Origin of the sequence: Polynucleobacter sp. CS-Odin-A6 (assembly GCF_018882095.1) — a bacterium.
Taxonomy (GTDB): domain Bacteria; phylum Pseudomonadota; class Gammaproteobacteria; order Burkholderiales; family Burkholderiaceae; genus Polynucleobacter.
Genome location: NZ_JACVPD010000001.1, coordinates 867348 through 887552, shown reverse-complemented (window position 1 = coordinate 887552; position 20205 = coordinate 867348). Strand labels below are relative to the sequence as shown.

Sequence of the window (20205 nt, the reverse complement as noted above, 5' to 3'; positions counted from 1 at the left end):
AACTGGCCATTTCTATATAAAACTACACAGTGACTACATGGGGGCGTTTATCCAATAAACAACCCCCGCTGTTTGACTAACTAGGTAACTGAGCTGCTAGCACACAATTGTTTGTGGCAGGTTTTGCAGCCAAGCGATCTTTGATCCAGCTGAGATACAGAGACTTAGATGATCCTGGGGTTGTAAAGTGGTCATTGTCACCTGGTAACTCAACCCTATTCACATTGCCACCCAGTTTGCACATCTGCTCTTGATACAGTTTTCCCATGATTGGGGGATTTGTCACATCCTTATTGCCCCAATAAATGACTACTGGCGCAATGGGTTTAATGGGATTCACGCTGCCTCTAATCATGGTCTTCGTCCACTCCAGCGCATTACTCGACTGATCTTTTAACAAAGTCTTGTATTGGGTACTGTAGTTGTAATTGAGCGTATCGGCAAAAGCGTGCATACATTTATTGCTAATCACTTCATCAAGTGCCTTAGCCCCATCTTGGGTAAAAATATCGGTCAACTTTAAATTCGGATTAGCCGCTTGTACGCCCCACATGCTCATGGCCATATGAGCAAAATTGAAGACATTGCCTGAGAACATCTTAATTAATCCATCCAGAGACTTTTGGGCACTAGCTTGATTGTCAGTCGCACCAGGAATCATGATCCCAATATCATCAGGTGCCATAGCTACGGTACCAATTAATTCGAGATTGTCAGAGGCTGTTCCTTTTTTAGCAAAATATTCTGGCATGCTGGCCGCTGCTATAGAAACAGCACCTCCTTGTGACCAGCCATAGATAATGGTTTTTTTACCGGCACCAGTTTCCTTCATAGAACTTGCAGCTCTTGCGGCATCAATCGTATCCATCGAGTTGGTAGCAGCTAGAGCGTATTGATGTCTCCCACCACCGCCCTGCCCTTGGTAGTCTGTTGCTACAACGACATATCCCTCATTGATAAATTCAGCAATACTTGGAATGCCATAGTCTGTCCAAGAGTTTCCACCGAGGAGGAAATACTCATTCAAGGGAACAACAGGATCTAGTACTTGGGAGGGGCCACAGTTTTGAGCGGCGCCAGTTGTGCCATGAGCCCAAGACATAATGGGCCTGCCTTCTTTTGGTGCTGCGCCCACTGGCGCTACTACCAATCCAGTAACAATGGTTTTTTGCCCATTTAAATCAGAGGAGATATAAGCAATCTTCCAAGCTTGAGCACCTTTAACGGATGTTTTGATTTTCTCTTGCTTAATAATTTGCCCAAGCTTGCCAGCGGGCTTGATCGTTTTTAATGATTCATAAAAAGGCGCCACAGGCGGTTCTGCAAATACGCTTGAAAAATTAAGGCATATGCATGCGAGAGTCAGGCTACGTAGAAGTGATTTCATATTGTGTTTTGATGTTATTAATTCATGCGATATTAACAAAAAATATCATTAGGAACTAAACTTCTGAAACACTATCTAGATTCTCTTTTTATAGTTTTCAAACCCCTAAAATAATCATTTGTCATATTTGAGCGCCTGATGATTGTCGAAAGCGTTCTATAAACACTTAGGATAATAAATCCGCTAGTCTTTGAATGACAACTAGACCCAAAGCAGACGCCCAAAGAAAAGCCGCCCGATGGGAAATAATAAAAGTTAAAAGTTAAAGGTGGCCGCTAACTGCGGACCTTTCATAGTGGTTTTTTGCAATAAACCGTTACTATTCATGTCATAGTATAAAGCCCGATATGCTAAGGAGACGTCGATCCATTTGTCAAAAGTCTTACCTACGCCAATCATTCCTTGCCATGTCATATTCGTTGTGCCACCACCTCCACCAATATCTGCGTACACAGGGATATACCAGCTAGAATTAGCCAAACGATACCTACCTTTGAATCCCACAATTGGGTCAACAGTTGAGGTTGATTTTGAGTCGCTGGCACGCAATGAAGTTCCGTCTAAAACCAAGCCAAGAGTCGCTGTCATTCCAATGCTTCGTGCACCCACTAAACCATCAAAATAGGCGTCTTGGTTGTTAATAACGGTATATGTTGCAGCTCCGGTCAGAATTGTCTGCTGCAATGTTGCGGTAGTAGCAAATTTAGCGGGAACTGCTCCTTGAGCGGTAGGTACTGTGGTGCTGATAGTTTGATTTTGTTGCAAAGTTGCAGAAACTAAATCGCCCATTATTCCCCAATTACCATAATGAGCCTCTGCTGCAATCATGCCACCCGTTTTTAGATTACCCAGAACATCGCTTGATGACAAAGATGCTGTAGTCAAATATTTGTCATTAAAAAATAATGTTGAGCTAATCCCAGGTGACCATAGATATGGGGTGACCTCAAAACGCCATTGTTCAGAAACTTTAGGTATTGGGGAGCCATCTGACTGAGCATATGCGCTAGAGACAAGCAATCCAATTGCGCTAACTAAAATCGCCTTGAAGACTTTAGAAATCATATTTGCTTTCGTTGCATGAAAAATGGCATTTAATTAAAACGATTTTAATATACACAACTATTGGGCGATTTGGGACATTTAGATCAGATGTCACTTAGATGCCCATAGTGCGATGCAAGATCTTGGGCTTCATTACATCCCAGAGACCTTCAAACTCCTCCGCCTTATCCTCTGAGAGCTCAATGGGCTCAAACAGGCCACTGAAGAAGATTGTCTTTTTTGGGGCTAAGGTCTTTTCAAACTCACTTAGTCCCACTGGCTTGTCGTCGAGATCCCGAGTCAATTGTGCAGAACATACAATCGCCTCAGCATCATCTTGATCAATCACAGCAAATTCGATCAACTGCTGAGTCTTCTCCAAAATAACCAACGTTCCTCTGGCATAGCAAACTGCCTCATGCTCTTGAACGATGTAGGCTAGAAATTGGTTTTCTTCATCTTGATCCATGCGCAGGTCATCAATAAAAAAGAGGTATTGATCCCCTGCTCCATTGACTAATGTAAAGACCTTCGGAATTACGCCATGCCCTAATGCGAGATTGCGATAGTAGGAAGAAAGTTCAACCGCGAGGTTTTCGGCAAAAAGATGCATGATATAGATTGGCAAATGAAGTACTCAGTAATGCATTACTGATTAAGATAGTTGAGTTTTTAAGAAAGCCATTGTGCGCTCCCAAGCTAAATCCGCAGCTGCCGAGTTGTATTGCAATGGCGGCAGATGTCTAGAGTCCGACTTTGGATTTGCGAAGGCATGCTTGGCATCGTAGCGCTGGAAATCATAATTCACGCCCGCTGCTTTTAATTTCTGCTCCAACTGATCTACTCCAGCAATAGAGAAAAACTCATCATGAAGCGCCCAGTGTGCCAACATCGGCTTTTGAATCGCTTGGGCATCAACATACTCTAATGGCGGATAGCCATACCAAACAACAGTCCCATCGCATTCTGGAACGAGACCAGCTGCTAATACTGTTAGTGCTCCACCCATGCAAAAACCAGTCACTGCGACCTTAGCGCTTCCCGTTGACTTGAGATACTGGACAGCCCCACGGATGTCCTGGCTTGCAGCATCTCCAAAGTTGAGGTCGCCCATTAAGTGCTCAGCTTCCTTGGCTTCTAAAGCGAGTTTGCCACGATACAGATCAGGAACTAAGGCTCTATATCCTGCCTTTGCCAAACGATCAGCAACCGATCGAATCTCATCATCAAGACCCCACCACTCCTGAATCACCACTATCCCTGGTGCTTGTTGTGCATTGGTTTGTTGTGTATTAGCTGGTTCTGCTAAATAGGCTTCAACGGTTGAGCCATCCGGTCTTTTAAATGTAATCATCGGAATTTCTTTTCCTTAAAAATAAATTTGCTTGTTATTTATGTCGCTGTGGTTTTGGTCGGGGTTTTCGCATTGGCTATGGCTTTGGCTGGTTTATCGGTATGAATATATCCTACCAACCAGAAGGTCAGCAAGCCGCACGCCGCTGCCCCATAACCAACGACGTTGTAATGCTCCATTTTCCCATCAGCACCAATCGTCACAACCACTCCGGCAATGACTGAAGCTAAGCCATTGGATAACATCTGCACAGAGCCGATGAGACTCATAAAAGTACCGCGGATTTTAGCCTCTACCATTTGACTGGCAATCGCCATGGCTGGAATCATCCGACCGGAGATCAGGACGAAAAATGCAGTTGAATTAAGCAAAACTACCCATAGAGGCACAGGCATCAGGTTGGTGGTGACCAGCAAAGGAATGAGGCTAGCGATAGCCAATATTTTGAAGATCTTCACCTTGCCATAGCGGTCAGCCAGATGCCCAACTAATCTAGAACTCATTAAGGTAGCAATGCCGCCACTCAGATAGATCAATGGAATATAGGCATTACTGATCCCCACATTGGAGGTGAGATAAAGGGCGATATAAGGAATGACAGAAAAGCCGGTGATCATGATTAGCGCCATGAAAACAAACACCCTTAAATGTTGGTGCGCAATAAACACATTCCATACCTGACTCAGACGACTACCCTCATGAACTTGATCTAAATGACCGACGATCCTGGGGATATTGCGATAAGCCAAGTACAAAATGACGCAAGATATCAAGGCAATAAAAATAAATGGGGCACGCCAACCTAAGGATGGGATGTTATTCGCTAACAGTAGACTGAGCGGTACACCGGCAACCGTAGATACCGAGAAGGCAGACATCACCACTCCCAAGGCCTTACCCCTACGCTCAAAGGGAATGGAATCGGCAACAATGGTTTGCACTAAAGAGCCTAGAATTCCGCCGAAGGCACCAGCAAAAGCTCGTGCAATAAATAGTGAATGGTAATCCGGAGCTAAACCACAGATCAAGGTCGCAATAATGAAGCAGGCATATAAGCTCAGCAACAATATCCTTCTCTCAAATCGATCAATAAAGTAGGTGGCCAATACACCAGCAATGGCAGCGGCAAAAGTATATGAAGAGAGTAAGAGCCCAAATTGATGGGTATTGATGTTGAGCTCCCGAATAAATTCAGGGCCCAAAGGCATCATGATCATGAAGTCTAAGATGTGAGTGAACTGTATTCCAGCTAAAGAGATTAAGAAAAATTGCTCTTTCCGCTTTCCTCTTGGCATGTGCTGCTCGGTCAATGGTTTCTTTACTTGATTTGGGAAATACTCCATTATCATCCCTCAATGATTCAACTGCTAGCGGATTCTATAAACCGCCCCATTTGATCTTGACTCATCTCGTTAAAGAATATTGCTGCCCATGAATATCATTACCGCATTTTCCGACTTTCCCTTTTTGCAACTTTTTCGAGATTCTGCGTGGGGGATTGCTTGCCTTATTTTTATCCTAATATTTCATGGTAGCGCCATTAATCATGTCTATATGCGCTTTGAGCGCCTCACACGTCAAAATATTAAGCTGTCCCAATACAACCGGGTCTTTTTCCATTTCTATGCCGCTTTTGTTTTCCTGGCCATGTTTCACCTGACGGAGATTCTTATTTGGGCGATATTCATTATTGGCTTAGGATTAATGAGCCAGCCCATTGATGCCATTCTTTTTGCAGGGAGTTGTTACACCACTGTTGGATTTGAATCCGATAACCTAAGGGATGGCTGGAAAACCTTTGCATTCTTCATTTCCTTCAGCGGACTTTTTGCATTGGCATGGACTACTTCCATCATGATTGGCATGACTACTACCTATAAACAAGCCTGGGATCAAAAATACCGTCATACCAAGGCGTATTAAGCTGCGTTGGCGAGCTTGATGCAATCTCTGGATTTAGGGCATAATCAGGGTTAACCCTTAAGGAGCCCCTAATGGCACATTCAAATACTGTAAAGCTGAACCAAGCACCCCTCTTTAGCTCTAAGCCTTTGTATGCAATCAAAGACTTTTTTAGCATCTTGGCTGAATCATTTGCCGAAGCCAAAGCAATGGAACAGAAATCACGTAAAACCAGCGGAAATTGGTAATCATTAACTGATTTGACCCCAATTTAGGCCGTGTATGGTCTTTTAAGAAAATAAGCCTCTGGATTTCTCAGGGGCTTTTTCATTTGGGGCTTTCTCTTTTGGGGCTTTTTAATACTTATTGCGTGCGCTGGATGTAGTAGCCATAAACACAGCGCTTTCCACCCCGTGAGGGATTGTGCGTATCTTGAATAACCCTATCAATAACAGCCGTTAAGTGCTTAGAAACTCTCACAATTAATCTTCCAGAGGGTAGCTCATTAGCCAGCAAATGCACCTGGCAGCCTCCCCCAACCTTCATCGTTGGAACCCAATCAAATCCCTGACCCAGAATGTAACTATGAAAGACATTACGATGGTTACCATTGCGGGGAGATGCCCCTTTGGCATTTAATCTTCTTGCCAATTGGTTATTCCTTTGGTCGGCATAACTCTGATTAGCCACCCGAAGGTCCTCATAAACTTGCAAATACGGTAGATGGGTAGCAATCGCAATGGCTCTCACAACACAATCACCAGCACCACCCTTAAAGCCAGCCTCTTCCCTACCCCCATCGTTAAGGGAAAAGCCAAGCAACTGCCTTTGCGTAGCAGTAGGTCTTGAAAAAGGATTTAAAAAGCTAAACACGGAATTAGGAATGGAATTGAAATTGGGATTAGGATCGCAATAAAGAGATGGTTCAGCATAGGATATCTAAAAAAGAAAAAATGGACTTGTCTCACGACAAATCCATCTTAGTCTACGATGAAGATCAGATTGCCTTAGGCATTTGCCTTCTTCACTTCCAAACGCCAGGCATGAAGCAAGGGCTCAGTGTAGCCATTCGGCTGCTCGAGGCCTTTGAAAATCAAATCACTAGCAGCTTTATAGGCGGTAGAATTTTTGTAATCCGGCATCATTGGCTTGTACAACGGGTCATTGGCATTTTGCGTATCAACAATCGTAGCCATCCGCTGCAAAGCTTCGTTGACATCGGCTTCGGTCACAATGTTGTGCAACAACCAGTTGGCAATGTGCTGACTAGAAATACGCAATGTCGCGCGGTCTTCCATCAATCCGACGTTGTAAATATCAGGCACCTTTGAGCAACCAACACCCTGATCAATCCAGCGAACGACATATCCCAAGATACCTTGGCAATTATTATTGAGCGCTTCCCGAATCTCTTCTTTAGTCCAATCAGGCTCTAGCGCAACTGGTACCGTTAATAAATTATCCATGAGAGATTCATATTCAGCGGCAGTGTCTTGCTTTTCCATATCGGCTTGTATTTTCGCAACGTCTACTTGGTGATAGTGCATTGCATGTAAAGTGGCAGCCGTTGGAGAAGGCACCCAAGCAGTATTTGCACCCGCTTGAGGATGGGCGATTTTTTGCTCAACCATATCCTTCATCAGATCTGGTGCAGGCCACATGCCTTTACCAATCTGGGCACGGCCTCTTAAACCACAGTTTAAGCCAGCTAATACGTTACGGCGCTCATACGCGTTAAACCATTTACTGACCTTCATTTTCCCTTTGCGCACCATCGCGCCGGCATACATCCCTGTATGAATTTCATCACCAGTGCGGTCTAAGAACCCAGTATTAATAAAAGCAACACGCGGGCCTGCTGCTGCAATCGCCGCTTTAATGTTGACACTCATGCGACGCTCTTCATCCATGATGCCGAGTTTCACAGTATTCTCAGGCAGTCCCAGTAATTTCTCAACACGGCCAAAGAGTTCACCAGCAAAGGCAACCTCTTCTGGGCTATGCATTTTTGGCTTCACAATATAAACAGAGCCTTTACGGGTATTACCAATTGCTTGGCTTGCTGGCCGCTTAATATCATACAAAGCAATCAGCACTGTGACTACAGCATCCAAGATGCCTTCATAAATTTCTTTACCTTCACCAGTCAGGATCGCTGGGTTAGTCATCAAGTGACCTACGTTACGGAGGAATAGTAATGAGCGGCCATGCAAAGTGACGATGCCATTTTTAGCATTTACCGCACCAATGCCCGCTGTATATTGTCGATCTGGATTCAATCTACGAGTAAAGGTCTTGCCGCCTTTGCTGACTTCCTCAACCAAAGTCCCATTCAGAATACCTAACCAGTTCTCATAGGCGAGCACTTTATCGTCAGCATCTACTACTGCTACGGAGTCTTCTAAGTCCAGAATAGTCGAGAGCGCTGCTTCGAGCACCACATCATTGACGCCAGCGATATCAGTAGCACCAATCGATTTGGTTTTATCGATTTCAATATCAATGTGAATGCCGTTATTACGAAGCAGAATAGAAGATGGTGCGGCAGCATTACCTTGATAACCAACAAACTGCTTTTCATCAACTAAGCCAGTGGTGCTACCGTCTTTGAGCTTGACGGACAACTTATTATCCGCGACGGCGTAAGCTACTACCTCACTATGAGAACCTTTTGACAGTGGCACCGCTTTATCTAAGAAAGCCCGGGCATAAGCCACTACCTTGGCGCCGCGAATCGGATTAAATGCACCAGTTTTGCTAGCGCCATCTTCTTCAGACAACACATCCGTGCCGTATAGCGCGTCATACAAAGAACCCCAACGGGCATTGGCCGCATTTAAGGCATAGCGTGCATTCAGCACAGGCACAACGAGTTGAGGGCCTGCCTGAAGAGCGAGTTCATCATCTACATTCTGAGTAGAAGCCACAACGGTGTCGGGTACCTCATCGATGTAGCCGATTTTATGCAGATACTGACGATAAGCTGGCATATCAGTAATCGGGCCTGGATTGGCTTTATGCCATTGATCTAAATCCAATTGAAGGCGATCACGCTTAGCTAGCAAGGCTTCATTTTTCGGGCCTAAATCTTTAACGATCTCTTCAAAACCCTTCCAAAAGTCTGCGCTCGAAATACCTGTACCAGGCAGAACTTGATCTTCAATAAAACGAAATAGCGGTGTAGCCACTTGCAGGCTATTACATTGTGTACGTACAGTCATTTAAAACCCCAAGCAAATATATAAATTAAATATTCAAGAAACTAAATAAGAATGATCTTATGAAGCCTTAAAAGGATGTTGCAGAAGAATCGTTTCATCACGTTCGGGTCCGGTTGAGACCATCGCGATCGGCTTTCCTGCCACTTCTTCGATACGACGCAGGAACTTCTGCGCTTCTATTGGGAGCTTGTCCCATTCACGAATCCCAAAAGTCGTTCCCTTCCAGCCTGGGAAGTCCTCATAAATCGGCTCACAACGCGCAACGGCTTCAGCACCACGCGGCAATACATCAAAATGTTGCCCATCCAAGGTGTAACCAACGCACAGACGAATCGTCTCAAAGCCATCTAATACGTCTAGCTTAGTAATGCAAAGACCGGATAAACCATTGATCTGAATGGAGCGCTTGAGTGCAGCAGCATCTAACCAACCCGTACGACGTGGGCGCCCAGTAACCGAACCAAACTCTTTACCTACCTCTGCCAGGCGGATACCAACCGGATCTTGTTTTGCTGGATTATCAAAGTCATATAGCTCGCTTGGGAATGGTCCAGCGCCAACGCGCGTGCAATAGGCCTTCGTGATACCCAAGATGTATTGCAAAGAGTCAGGTCCAACGCCAGATCCTGCAGCAGCATTGCCTGCTACACAGTTACTGGATGTCACGTAAGGATAGGTACCGTGATCGATATCTAATAAAGTACCTTGAGCACCTTCGAATAATAAGTTTTGACCTGCTTGTTCAGCGGCATACAAAGCGCTGGAGACATCAACCACCATTGGCTTGATGCGCTCGGCGTAGGACATCGCTTCTTCCAAAGTCTTTTGAAAATCCACTGGCTCTGCACCATAGTAATTGGTGAGCATGAAATTGTGATATTCCAAGTTCTCACGCAACTGGGCAGCAAACTTCTCGGGGTAGAACAAGTCTTGCACGCGTAGAGCACGCCGCGCCACCTTATCCTCATAGGCCGGTCCAATGCCGCGACCCGTTGTACCAATCTTCGCGTCACCCCGTTTTTTCTCACGCGCATGATCAATGGCGACGTGGTAGGGGAGGATCAAGGTCGTTGCTTCAGAAATCTTTAAACGGGATTGGACATTCAAGCCTGCAGCCTCTAACTCACCAATCTCTTTAAAGAGCGCTTCTGGAGAAAGCACCACACCATTACCGATATAGCAGATGACATTCTGATGCATGATACCGGAGGGGATCAAACGCAGAATGGTTTTCTTATCACCAATAATTAAAGTGTGGCCTGCGTTATGTCCACCCTGAAAACGCACTACAGCTTGCGCATGATCAGTTAACCAATCCACCACCTTGCCTTTGCCTTCATCACCCCACTGGGTGCCAATGACAACGACGTTACGACCACGGGCTTGTTGCTTAGAAGACATATTCAGAAAATCCAAAAAGTAATTACAGAATGACTACATTATTAAAAATTGCTTTATTTTTTATTACTTTATTTTTTAATTCTTTTACTTCTTTTTTACTTCCCATGAGCCACCCTGCTTTACTAGCTCACGATCACAAAGATATTCAGCAGTCTCTACGGCATCCCCAGTCAGCACCTGAATGACTACTTCACCTGCCTGACGCAATTGCGCAATCTGGATTGCTAATGCGGCATCATCAATCCAAGGCGCAGCAATGGCAGGCTTACGCTTTGCCAAGGGAGATAAGCTAGCCAGGGTCAGCAAGTCCATAGAAAAGCCGGTTGCGGGACGAGAACGCCCAAACGCCTGACCAACATGATCGTATCTGCCGCCGCGTGCAATGGGCTGAGGCAACTTATCAACATAAGCTGCAAACATGACTCCGCTGTGATATTGATAACCTCGTAGGTCTGCTAGATCAATGCTAAGATCAATACTGAGCTCAACGTCGCTAGAAAATGCCTCAGTAGCAGCTACCAATTTTTCTAATTGGGCCAGAGCCGCATCGATTAATTTATTTTTTGGTAAAGACTTTTTAGCATCAGCTAAAACTTGCGCACAAGGGCCGTTTAACTCCGTCAAAGTCATTAATGCTTGTGCGGACGCGGCAGGTAAAGATTTGGCCCAAATCGATAATTGGGGACGATCCTTGCTTTGCAACAGGCCATAGAGAGTCTCGATATCAGTCTTCCCAACTGCTTGACCATCCAGAATCCCTTCGAGCACACCGGCATGCGAGAGATCTAAGTAGACTTTATTTAAGCCAGCAACACTCAGAGTCTTCAACAACAAAGAGATTGCTTCAAAATCGGCTTCCCAAGTGGCGCAGCCATAAATCTCGGCACCTAGCTGCAGCTCTTCACGAGCAGAGCTGCCTACCGGAGTGCGGGCATGCGCAATAGAACCGGCATAACAAAGACGGGTAACGCCTTCGCGATTGAGCAAGTGGGCATCGATTCGCGCCACTTGCGGCGTCATGTCAGCGCGCAGTCCGAGAGTGCGGCCAGATAGCTGATCGACCAACTTGAAGGTTTGCAAATTGAGATCAGAGCCAGTGCCGGTTAACAAAGAATCTAGAAACTCCAAAATCGGAGGTGCAACTAACTCATAACCATAGGACTGATATAAATCCAGGATGGCACGACGCAGAGTCTCTACCCGACGAGCCTCCGCTGGTAAAACATCAGCAATATCTTCAGGAAGTAACCAACGATTCATGATCTGAAATATTCACTATTAATTTTTTTTATGCATGAACTTAAAGAACTCACCATTCGGTTCGACCACCATCACATCCTTCTTGTCTTTAAATGAGCTTCGGTAAGCCTCAAGACTTTGATAGAACTGCGCAAACTGAGGGTCGCGCCCAAATGCTTCCGCATACAAGGCGGTCGCTTTTGCATCACCCAAACCTTTGATCTTCTGTGCGTCACGATAAGCCTCAGCCAAAATCGTGTCGCGTTGACGCTCTGCATTGGCGCGAATCTTATCCGACTCTGCCGCACCAGTAGAGCGCAACTCATTGGCAACGCGTTTACGTTCTGCTTCCATGCGGCGGTAAACAGAATCACTAATTTCCGCCAAGAGATCTACGCGCTTGAGGCGAACATCCACGATTTCTACACCGATATCAGACGCATCCACCGCTACTTTTTTACGAATACCCTGCATCACTTCTTCACGTTGATCGGAGATGATCTCCCTAACCGTGCGCTTTGTAAATTCTTCATTCAAAGCGGAGCGTACTAACTGAGTTAGGCGATCTTGCGCCAAACGCTCATCACCCTTAAAGCTAACAAAAAATTTACGGGGATCAACAATACGCCATTTCACATAAGAATCCACCAAGAGATTTTTCTTCTCAGAGGTAATGAAGCGCTCTGCTTCAGGAGTATCGATCGTTAAGATACGGCGATCAAAAAAACGGACGCTTTCAAATGGCGCTGGATATTTAATCTGCAGGCCAGGTTGCTCAATCACGCGCACAATTTGTCCGAATGAGAACACCACAGCGAAGTTGCGTTGATCAACCACGAAGATGCTTGATGACAAAACATAAATTAGGGCAATTAGTCCTGCAATACTAGCTAAGAGACGATTTGCGTTCATTATCTAACCTCCCGATCACGACTACGTAGACCATCACGTTTATCGGCAGCATTATTAGCAGCTCCTGAATTTGGGTTCAGCGGGCTATTGATAATGGGGGATGGAGCTGCAGGATTACCCGTTGCGCCGCCTACAGTGACTGAGCCCGTAGGGGTACTCGCAGGCGCTTGTCCTGTTGCCACTTGATTACTTTCTGCACTAACTTGAGCAACCAATTTATCTAGCGGTAAATATAAAAGGCTGTTGTTCTTAGTTGTATCCACCAAAACCTTAGTGACGTTGTTATACATTTCGCGCATGCTGTCAATGTACATGCGATCGCGTGTAACGGCAGGTGCTTTTGCATATTCAACATACACTTGCTTGAAGCGAGCAGCATCACCTTCCGCTGTAGCCATCACGCGGGCTTTGTAACCTTCCGCCTCTTGAATAAGTCGATCAGCTGTGCCTTTGGCGCGTGGAATGATGTCATTAGCATATGCCTGACCTTCACTCTTCAGGCGCTCCTGGTCTTGCCCTGCTTTTACAGCATCATCAAATGAAGCCTGCACTTGCTCCGGAGGTTGAACGTTTTGAACAGTCACGCTCGTAACATAGATACCTGTTTTATAGCTGTCGAGGATTTTTTGTATCGAGGCGGCTAAATCAATCGCAATCTTTTCACGACCTTCATAAAGTACGGTATCCATCTTGCTACGCGCCACAATTTCACGGACCGCAGTTTCTGCGGCTTGCACCACGGTGGCATCAGGATCGCGATTATTAAATAAATAATCAGTGGCATCTTTTAAGCGGTATTGAACTGCGAAACGGACATCGATGATGTTTTCATCTTCGGTGAGCATAGAGGTATCTTTTTGATTAGTTGCCTTAATCAAAATTGAGCGGCCCACTTCTACAGAACGCACACCTGAAACATTGACAATTTGCTCAGCTTGAACGGGCCAAGGCATGCGCCAGTTAATGCCAGGCCCTGCGGTATAGGAGTACTTACCAAAAGTAGTGACCACGCCAGACTGGCCCTCTTGAATAATGAAGAAGCCACCAAGGATCCAAATTAAGAAAACACTACCTGCAGCCAACACGACGGTTGTCTTGGAGCTAAATGGATTGGTGAAATTGAAATTGGGGGCATTAAAGCCGCCGCCACCGCCACCACCATTACCACCACCGTTGCCACGCTGAGATGGTGGAGGAATATCTGTACTGTTCGGCCTATTAGCTGGCTTGCCTGCAGTTCCGCCTGGCTTTTTCTTGCCGCCAAAGATACTGCTGATGCGATCGTTGAAATCACGCCATAACTCATCGAGATCTGGAGGGCCGTCTGGTTTAGCAGGCGAATTCTTTGGTTGAGCCTCTACAGGCTTATCCGCATCAGGATTCCCCGGCTCTGTTTTAGGAGCTTGATCATTTTCCTGCCCGTCTTTGGCATTCTTTGATCCGTTGCCTGGGTGACTATTGCCCCAGCCTGGATCATTCACTGAGAACATCTCAAGAAATTTACGCATCATTAGGTGAATATTTTCGGTTAGGAATGGGATTAAATTCAGAAGTCTCTGGTCTTACGGGTAAAGGAGTTAAAAACTCGTCAGGGGCCATTTGGACCTTAGCGCGATTTTGCTCGACCCTTATTCTATCAGTCATTTGAGAGCATTCGGCGAGAGCTGAACGCAATAAATCAAGGCCCAAGCCAGTCTTGGCGGAGAGGAAAATCTGGCTCGGAATCCCCTCGGAATCCCGTATCAAAACAGCGCCCTCAGTAAAGGTCTGCGGCATCTGATCAATTTTATTCATGATCTCGATACGAGGGATGTCATCCGCCCCAATTTCTCTTAAAACCGCCTCTACTTCGGCTTTTTGCTCGCGGGCAACTGGGCTACAGGCATCAATGACATGCAAGATCAGGTCAGCATGGATCGTTTCATCCAGGGTTGCCCGAAAAGCTTCTACGAGCTGATGGGGCAATTCTCGGATGAAACCCACCGTATCGGATACGACAATCGAGCCCGCTTCCTCAAGGTGAACCTTCCTGGAAGTGGTGTCCAGCGTGGCAAAAAGCTGATCGGCCGCATAAGTCCCTGCTTTTGTAAGGGCATTAAATAGGCTAGATTTACCCGCATTGGTATAACCAACCAAAGAGACTGAGAAAATACCCTTGCGATTACGAGCCCTTCTTTGGGTTCTTTGCTGGCGCTGGAGCTTTTCCAACTCATTTTCTAAACGCTTCGCTTTGGTAGCTAAGATCCGTCGGTCTAACTCCATCTGGGTTTCGCCAGGACCGCCACGGACACCAATACCACCGCGTTGACGCTCCAAATGGCTCCAGGCGCGAACCAATCTGGACATCTGATAACGCACTTGTGCTAGCTCCACCTGAGTTTTACCAATATGGCTTTGCGCTCTTTGGCTAAAGATATCCAAAATAAGACCTGTCCGGTCCATCACATGAAAACCGATATGCCGCTCGAGATTGCGTTGTTGGGTTGGGGATAAGGGATGGTTAAAGATCACCAACTCGGCGCCTTGCTCTTCCATCAATTTTTTGACTTCATTGGCCTTGCCAGATCCAATGAATAAAGCCGGATCGGTTTTACCCTTGCGCGCAATCACACTGGCTATCGGTATAGAGCCGGCGCTATCAGCCAAAAGGCTCAGCTCAGCCATGCTGTCTGCAAAATCTTCTCGCCCGGTATCCACTCCGACAAGGACGGCGCGAGCCGCATCTACCCCAGTTTTATACAGAGCCAGGTTCTTCCGTACGGAAATCCACTGCACGTGCAGGAACTATCGTGGAGATGGCATGTTTATAAACCATCTGGGTTACGGTATTGCGCAAGAGCACCACGTACTGATCAAAAGACTCAATATTGCCCTGCAGCTTAATGCCGTTCACGAGATAGATGGAAACAGGAACATGCTCTTTGCGCAGCGCATTGAGAAAGGGATCCTGTAGTAGTTCGATTTTGGCCTTGCTCATACTGCTCCTTAATGAATTTTTAGATGCTTTTTTAATTTATGGAGTCTTGCTTTTTGTAGATTACTGATGTCATAGGGGGCCTGATTTGGGAAAATCAAGCCCTTCCTACAGTACATACCTAAAACTCTACGCCGATTGCTTACTTTTTGCCTTTTTTGCCTTTATCCCCATCAACGTATGGGTTTTTAGAAGTATTCATCTGAATACGTAAGGGGGTGCCGATTAACTTAAACACCTCCCTAAAGCGGCCTTCCAGATAGCGCTTATAACTATCAGTGACACCGCTTAAGGATGTTCCATGAATCACCACAATCGGGGGGTTCATACCGCCTTGGTGGGCATAGCGCAATTTGGGACGACCCATGCCCACACGCTTAGGCTGCTGGTGCTCAATCGCCTCTTGCAAGATGCGCGTGAGTTTTGGGGTGGGTAATTTAGCCATCGCTGCGGCATAAGCCAGATCCACATCCTTAAAGAGCTCTTTAAGACCCGTGCCTTTTTTAGCAGAGATCGGATGTACATTCGCAAAATCCAGAAAGCGGAGCTTTTGCGCAATCTCTAAGCGAGCACGTTCCTTCACATAAGAATCTAGTCCATCCCACTTATTAACAGCCACTACCAAGGCTCGCCCTGCTTCCACAATAAACCCGGCAATATGAGCATCTTGCTCTGAAATATCTTGCTGAGCATCGAGCATCAAGATCACGACATTGCAATCGGCAATCGCTTGCAAGGTTTTTACGACGGAGAATTTCTCAATCGCTTCAAATACTTTGCCACGGCGACGCAGGCCCGCGGTATCAATCAAGATGTATGGTTTGCCATTGCGCTCAAACGGCACTTCAATCGCATCGCGGGTTGTGCCGGGCATATCAAAAGCAATGACGCGCTCTTCACCGATCAATTTATTGATCAAGGTCGATTTACCCACATTCGGACGACCGACCACCGCAATTTTCATTGGGCGATTAGGATCATTGTCTTGCTCTTCTGGTTCTGGCTCAGGGATACCTAAAGAATCTAAAGCATCGTCAATCAAACCCCGCACACCATCACCGTGCGCAGATGAAATCGGAAACGGCTCGCCTAAACCCAGCTCATGAAAGTCTGCTGTGACAACGCCAGCTTGCATACCTTCGGTTTTGTTGACTGCCAAGATCACTGGCCGACCAGTCTTGCGCAAGAAATTGGCAATCACATGATCTTGTGGCGCCATTCCTAAGCGACCATCCACCAAGAAAATAATGATGTCGGATTCCGCTACCGCTTGCTTGGTTTGCTTAGCCATCTCCGCAACAATGCCAGTCTTGGCTACGGGCTCAAAACCGCCCGTATCAACACAAATAAAGGGACGCTCACCAATACGGCCTTTGCCGTAGTGACGATCTCGAGTCAGACCTGAAAAATCAGCGACGAGCGCATCGCGTGAACGCGTTAAGCGGTTAAAGAGAGTTGACTTACCGACATTGGGACGGCCGACAATCGTGATGACTGGATTCATTTTGGACTGTACGCCGCTAGTTTTCCACCCTGAGATTGAATCAAGATGAGTCCGTTCACCGCAATCGGTGCGGCTGTGATGGGACTGCTGTCATGACGAATGCGCGCCAGCATTTCGCCTTTCGCTTGTGAGAGTGCATGCACATAACCCTGCGCATCACCAAGGAGTAGCACTCTGCCTACCGCCATTGATTCACCGACATCTCTGAATGTCAGCTGAGTGTTTTCCCACACTGTTGAGCCATCTTTCACCGCAAACGCAGTGACACCGGACTTTTCGTTAGATGAAAACACTAAATCAGGACTTTGGGCAGTGCCGGTATAGCTTGAGTAATCCTTGAACCACAGTAAGTTACCGGTGCGGGCTTGTCCACAACCAATGCGGCCTTGATAGGAGACGGCGCAAATAATCTCGCCCTCCATGCTGGGTTTAGCGGTGACATCGTTTAAGCGCTCAATTTCAGAAAAGCCTTTCGGAAACGAGACCGGGGTCTCCCAAATGAGACCACCGTTGGCAATGGCAATCATGCCAAAACGACCGCCGGCAAAGCCAGTCACAATCACTTCATTACCAATCGCAAGCATGCCGTAACCTACACGCAAAGATAACGCGGACTGTTGGCGTTGATAGGTCCACTTACGCACACCCGTTTGAGTATCCAAACCAACAAAGCGATTATCTAATGTCCTAATAATTACGACCCCGCCAGCAACCACTGGCTCAGATAACACTTCGCTACCGATACTGATATTCCAAATCGGCTTACCGGTATCGTCGTAGGCATAGACTGTACCCTTAGTAGTCACGACTGCAGTCGTGCGCCCATCAGATCCCGGACCAATAGATAGCCGTTCCGGTACGGATACTTCCCATACTTTATTGCCGGTATTCAAATTAATTTTGGCCAAGTTACCGCGATGGGATGCTGCATAAACCGCATCACTTGCTACTGCGGGATGGAAATTAAATCCTTCAGATGAACCAACGCTGGTTGACCACACCGGAGAAAGATCAAATTGATTGCTTACCGGAACAAGCTCAGCCGGCTTGCGAACCCTTGAACCACCAGAGCAAGCTGTTAAGGCTACAACAACTGAGCCCAGTACTAGGGCTGTGCTTGTTAACTTTGCTAGCTGTTTGCAATCCATCATCACTGAGCTACTCCTCCGACGGCATCCAATTTAACCTTCAGAAGACGACGCGCCTCTTCAGGGAATTCTTTTGCTTGGTTTAACTGCGCCCAAGCCGCTTCATAACTCTTACGCGCTTCAGGAATATTCTGTTGAGCCAAGTACCAATCGCCACGACGCTCTAACCAAAGAGCCTCAAAGCCGGCTACTGGCTTTTCTTTAAGAATGGTATCCGCTTCAGAAAAATCCTTTGCAGCACCTTGTTCAATCAATTGCGAAATCAAGCGTAACTTCGCTAAAGCCAAATAACCCTGGTCAGACGAATTTTTAGCAGCCCAACGCAAATAGTCCATAGCCTTGGCAGAATCACCTGCATCTGAAGCGATCTTTGCCGCAATCAAACTAGACATCGCAGCATAGGGTGTGCTCGAAAACTGCTTTTGCAAATCATCCGCAGCGCGCAAGGTTTGATCCTTGTCGCCCTTATTAATGGCGGCAATCATCGTCTCATATAACTGAGAAGCCGCAGTAGCTTGGCTTGTTCGCCACCACTGATATCCGCTATAGCCAGCATAAGCAAATAAAGCAGCCGTCACCACGCTAGTGATGAGATTGCGATACTTTTGCCAGAAGGCTTTTAGTTGATCTACTTGTTCTTGTTCTTCTAGGTCTAAAGGCATGTCAATCCAGGCTAATAATTACAGTAAAAATTACAATATTTGAATACGACTTTAATAATCAATCAGGTTATTCTATTCGGTGGCGCCCACGATGGCATCAATGATCGCTTCCACTACGCCATCTAAGGGTACCGCTCTCTGTTCACCGCTTCTACGCAAATCCTTGAGTTGGGCCTCGTTCTTCGCCAATTCATCTGGCCCAATGATGACACCATAGGCTGCCCCACTGGCATCCGCCTTCTTCATTTGGGACTTAAAGCTCGCTGTTTGGCCATCTGGAGGGCAAAACAAGATGGCATCGATTCCGGCGCTCCGCAGGCGCTCGGCAATAATCATGGCAGTAGTCAGAGTTTCACCGCCTTGGTGAATCACGAAAACATCACATTGGGCTTGAGGTTCTGGCAATGAACCAGATACTTTCATCAACTCGAGTACCCGCTCCATGCCCATTGCCCATCCGCAGGCTGGCGCATCTTTGCCACCCATGCGCTCAATTAAGGGGTCATAGCGTCCACCACCAGCTATAGTGCCTTGAGCACCTAATTCTTCGGTGATCCACTCAAAGACAGTCAGGTTGTAATAATCCAGACCACGGACTAAACGGGGGTTGATCTTGCAAGGGATATTGTTTGCCTTGAGCAATGCCTGCACGCCCTCAAAATGCTTTAGTGATTCTTCACCCAGGAAATCCAATAGCTTAGGTGCACCTTCAATCAGATCTTGCATCGCCGGATTTTTAGAATCCAAGATACGCAATGGATTAGTGAGTAAACGACGTTGTGAATCCTCATCTAATTGTTCTTTGTTTTTTTGGAAATAAATCACTAAGGCAGCACGATGCTCAGCGCGCTCATTGGCTTGGCCTAAAGAATTGATCTCCAGACGCACGCCTTGCAGTCCGAGCTCATCCCACAAACGCTGACCCATCAAAATAATTTCTGCATCGATGTCAGGACCAGCAAAACCGAGTGCCTCAATACCAAACTGATGAAACTGGCGATAACGACCCCGTTGTGGGCGCTCGTGACGGAACATTGGTCCGGTATACCAAAGACGCTTTGGTCCCTCGTACAATAAATTATTTTCAATCACGGAACGCACTAATGCGGCTGTACCTTCAGGGCGCAAGGTGAGCTGCTCACCATTCAGACGATCTTCAAAGGAATACATTTCCTTTTCAACGATATCCGTCACCTCACCAATGCCCCGCTGGAAAACAGCTGTTGCTTCCACAATCGGCGTACGCAAGAACTCATAACCATAAGCACGCGTAAGATCGCGCAAGACATGCTCGAGATGGGTCCACTGCGCAGCATCTGCTGGCAATAAATCATTCATGCCACGCACGCCATTAATCTTCGGAATCTTTTGGGTTTTAGCGGAGTTGGTTTGGTCAGTCATGATTTCGTTGGTGCGATTCTTTATTTTTATTATTCTTGTTTTGATTCTTTTATTTT

19 protein-coding genes are annotated in these 20205 nt (G+C 46.4%); 2 read left to right on the top strand and 17 right to left on the bottom strand.

All coding sequences use genetic code 11. The features are described 5' to 3' along the window. Positions 1 to 76 precede the first annotated feature (76 nt). The 5 genes from ICN15_RS04555 to ICN15_RS04535 form a co-directional block, all read right to left on the bottom strand. A complete protein-coding gene (locus ICN15_RS04555) occupies positions 77 to 1387 on the bottom strand; it encodes an alpha/beta fold hydrolase (protein ID WP_216201439.1) in 1311 nt (436 codons plus the stop codon). A 255-nt stretch (positions 1388 to 1642) separates the two neighbouring features. Beyond that, positions 1643 to 2452: a hypothetical protein gene (locus ICN15_RS04550; RefSeq protein WP_216201438.1), complete on the bottom strand. Its 810-nt coding sequence runs from the start codon at positions 2450 to 2452 to the stop codon at positions 1643 to 1645. Positions 2453 to 2546: 94 nt separating this feature from the next. Beyond that, positions 2547 to 3044, bottom strand: a complete 498-nt coding sequence (locus ICN15_RS04545; RefSeq protein WP_216201437.1) for a hypothetical protein — start codon at positions 3042 to 3044, stop codon at positions 2547 to 2549. A 42-nt stretch (positions 3045 to 3086) separates the two neighbouring features. Further along, a complete protein-coding gene (locus tag ICN15_RS04540; protein WP_216201436.1) occupies positions 3087 to 3785 on the bottom strand; it encodes a dienelactone hydrolase family protein in 699 nt (232 codons plus the stop codon). Positions 3786 to 3823: 38 nt separating this feature from the next. Continuing rightward, positions 3824 to 5128: an MFS transporter gene (locus tag ICN15_RS04535; protein WP_255532859.1), complete on the bottom strand. Its 1305-nt coding sequence runs from the start codon at positions 5126 to 5128 to the stop codon at positions 3824 to 3826. 88 nt (positions 5129 to 5216) lie between these two features. On the opposite strand from ICN15_RS04535, the gene ICN15_RS04530 reads away from it, so the two are divergent. Further along, positions 5217 to 5708, top strand: a complete 492-nt coding sequence (locus ICN15_RS04530; RefSeq protein WP_216201435.1) for a hypothetical protein — start codon at positions 5217 to 5219, stop codon at positions 5706 to 5708. Positions 5709 to 5779: 71 nt separating this feature from the next. After that, positions 5780 to 5935 carry a hypothetical protein gene (locus tag ICN15_RS04525; RefSeq protein WP_216201434.1) on the top strand — a complete coding sequence of 52 codons (156 nt, stop codon included), beginning with the start codon at positions 5780 to 5782 and terminating at the stop codon, positions 5933 to 5935. Positions 5936 to 6050: 115 nt separating this feature from the next. Here the strand turns inward: ICN15_RS04525 and ICN15_RS04520 are convergent, their stop codons facing one another. From ICN15_RS04520 to hisS, 12 genes are all read right to left on the bottom strand, one after another. Further along, a complete protein-coding gene (locus ICN15_RS04520) occupies positions 6051 to 6560 on the bottom strand; it encodes a hypothetical protein (protein ID WP_216201433.1) in 510 nt (169 codons plus the stop codon). A 134-nt stretch (positions 6561 to 6694) separates the two neighbouring features. Next, positions 6695 to 8908 (bottom strand): malate synthase G, encoded by a 2214-nt coding sequence (locus ICN15_RS04515; protein ID WP_216201432.1) that lies wholly within the window; start codon positions 8906 to 8908, stop codon positions 6695 to 6697. A 57-nt stretch (positions 8909 to 8965) separates the two neighbouring features. Beyond that, positions 8966 to 10309, bottom strand: coding sequence for an adenylosuccinate synthase (locus tag ICN15_RS04510; RefSeq protein WP_216201431.1), 1344 nt, complete (start codon positions 10307 to 10309; stop codon positions 8966 to 8968). 84 nt (positions 10310 to 10393) lie between these two features. Further along, positions 10394 to 11569 carry an ATP phosphoribosyltransferase regulatory subunit gene (locus ICN15_RS04505; protein ID WP_216201430.1) on the bottom strand — a complete coding sequence of 392 codons (1176 nt, stop codon included), beginning with the start codon at positions 11567 to 11569 and terminating at the stop codon, positions 10394 to 10396. Positions 11570 to 11587: 18 nt separating this feature from the next. Beyond that, complete coding sequence (gene hflC / locus ICN15_RS04500; RefSeq protein WP_216201429.1) at positions 11588 to 12460, bottom strand: protease modulator HflC; 873 nt, start codon at positions 12458 to 12460, stop codon at positions 11588 to 11590. After that, complete coding sequence (gene hflK / locus ICN15_RS04495; RefSeq protein ID WP_216201428.1) at positions 12460 to 13971, bottom strand: FtsH protease activity modulator HflK; 1512 nt, start codon at positions 13969 to 13971, stop codon at positions 12460 to 12462. The genes hflC and hflK overlap by 1 nt, the downstream gene beginning before the upstream one ends. Then, on the bottom strand, positions 13961 to 15235 hold the full coding sequence (hflX, locus tag ICN15_RS04490) for a GTPase HflX (protein WP_370625402.1): 1275 nt from the start codon (positions 15233 to 15235) through the stop codon (positions 13961 to 13963). Before hflX ends, hflK begins: the two co-directional genes overlap by 11 nt. Beyond that, positions 15195 to 15437, bottom strand: a complete 243-nt coding sequence (hfq, locus tag ICN15_RS04485; protein WP_216201427.1) for an RNA chaperone Hfq — start codon at positions 15435 to 15437, stop codon at positions 15195 to 15197. Before hfq ends, hflX begins: the two co-directional genes overlap by 41 nt. Before the next feature lie 139 nt (positions 15438 to 15576). Next, a complete protein-coding gene (der, locus tag ICN15_RS04480; protein WP_216201426.1) occupies positions 15577 to 16938 on the bottom strand; it encodes a ribosome biogenesis GTPase Der in 1362 nt (453 codons plus the stop codon). Continuing rightward, complete coding sequence (bamB, locus tag ICN15_RS04475) at positions 16935 to 18089, bottom strand: outer membrane protein assembly factor BamB (RefSeq protein WP_216201425.1); 1155 nt, start codon at positions 18087 to 18089, stop codon at positions 16935 to 16937. The genes der and bamB overlap by 4 nt, the downstream gene beginning before the upstream one ends. Next, on the bottom strand, positions 18089 to 18748 hold the full coding sequence (locus ICN15_RS04470; RefSeq protein ID WP_216201424.1) for a tetratricopeptide repeat protein: 660 nt from the start codon (positions 18746 to 18748) through the stop codon (positions 18089 to 18091). The genes bamB and ICN15_RS04470 overlap by 1 nt, the downstream gene beginning before the upstream one ends. A gap of 72 nt (positions 18749 to 18820) precedes the next feature. After that, on the bottom strand, positions 18821 to 20149 hold the full coding sequence (hisS, locus tag ICN15_RS04465) for a histidine--tRNA ligase (protein WP_216201423.1): 1329 nt from the start codon (positions 20147 to 20149) through the stop codon (positions 18821 to 18823). Positions 20150 to 20205: the final 56 nt, after the last annotated feature.

Excerpts from the sequence above, each read along its gene's own strand:
- ICN15_RS04555 (WP_216201439.1), bottom strand. The coding sequence starts at position 1,387 with ATGAAATCACTTCTACGTAGCCTGACTCTCGCATGCATATGCCTTAAT.
- ICN15_RS04550 (WP_216201438.1), bottom strand. The coding sequence starts at position 2,452 with ATGATTTCTAAAGTCTTCAAGGCGATTTTAGTTAGCGCAATTGGATTG.
- ICN15_RS04545 (WP_216201437.1), bottom strand. The coding sequence starts at position 3,044 with ATGCATCTTTTTGCCGAAAACCTCGCGGTTGAACTTTCTTCCTACTAT.
- ICN15_RS04540 (WP_216201436.1), bottom strand. The coding sequence starts at position 3,785 with ATGATTACATTTAAAAGACCGGATGGCTCAACCGTTGAAGCCTATTTA.
- ICN15_RS04535 (WP_255532859.1), bottom strand. The coding sequence starts at position 5,128 with ATGGAGTATTTCCCAAATCAAGTAAAGAAACCATTGACCGAGCAGCAC.
- ICN15_RS04530 (WP_216201435.1), top strand. The coding sequence starts at position 5,217 with ATGAATATCATTACCGCATTTTCCGACTTTCCCTTTTTGCAACTTTTT.
- ICN15_RS04525 (WP_216201434.1), top strand. The coding sequence starts at position 5,780 with ATGGCACATTCAAATACTGTAAAGCTGAACCAAGCACCCCTCTTTAGC.
- ICN15_RS04515 (WP_216201432.1), bottom strand. The coding sequence starts at position 8,908 with ATGACTGTACGTACACAATGTAATAGCCTGCAAGTGGCTACACCGCTA.
- ICN15_RS04510 (WP_216201431.1), bottom strand. The coding sequence starts at position 10,309 with ATGTCTTCTAAGCAACAAGCCCGTGGTCGTAACGTCGTTGTCATTGGC.
- ICN15_RS04505 (WP_216201430.1), bottom strand. The coding sequence starts at position 11,569 with ATGAATCGTTGGTTACTTCCTGAAGATATTGCTGATGTTTTACCAGCG.
- hflC (WP_216201429.1), bottom strand. The coding sequence starts at position 12,460 with ATGAACGCAAATCGTCTCTTAGCTAGTATTGCAGGACTAATTGCCCTA.
- hflK (WP_216201428.1), bottom strand. The coding sequence starts at position 13,971 with ATGATGCGTAAATTTCTTGAGATGTTCTCAGTGAATGATCCAGGCTGG.
- hfq (WP_216201427.1), bottom strand. The coding sequence starts at position 15,437 with ATGAGCAAGGCCAAAATCGAACTACTACAGGATCCCTTTCTCAATGCG.
- der (WP_216201426.1), bottom strand. The coding sequence starts at position 16,938 with ATGAATCCAGTCATCACGATTGTCGGCCGTCCCAATGTCGGTAAGTCA.
- bamB (WP_216201425.1), bottom strand. The coding sequence starts at position 18,089 with ATGATGGATTGCAAACAGCTAGCAAAGTTAACAAGCACAGCCCTAGTA.
- ICN15_RS04470 (WP_216201424.1), bottom strand. The coding sequence starts at position 18,748 with ATGCCTTTAGACCTAGAAGAACAAGAACAAGTAGATCAACTAAAAGCC.
- hisS (WP_216201423.1), bottom strand. The coding sequence starts at position 20,149 with ATGACTGACCAAACCAACTCCGCTAAAACCCAAAAGATTCCGAAGATT.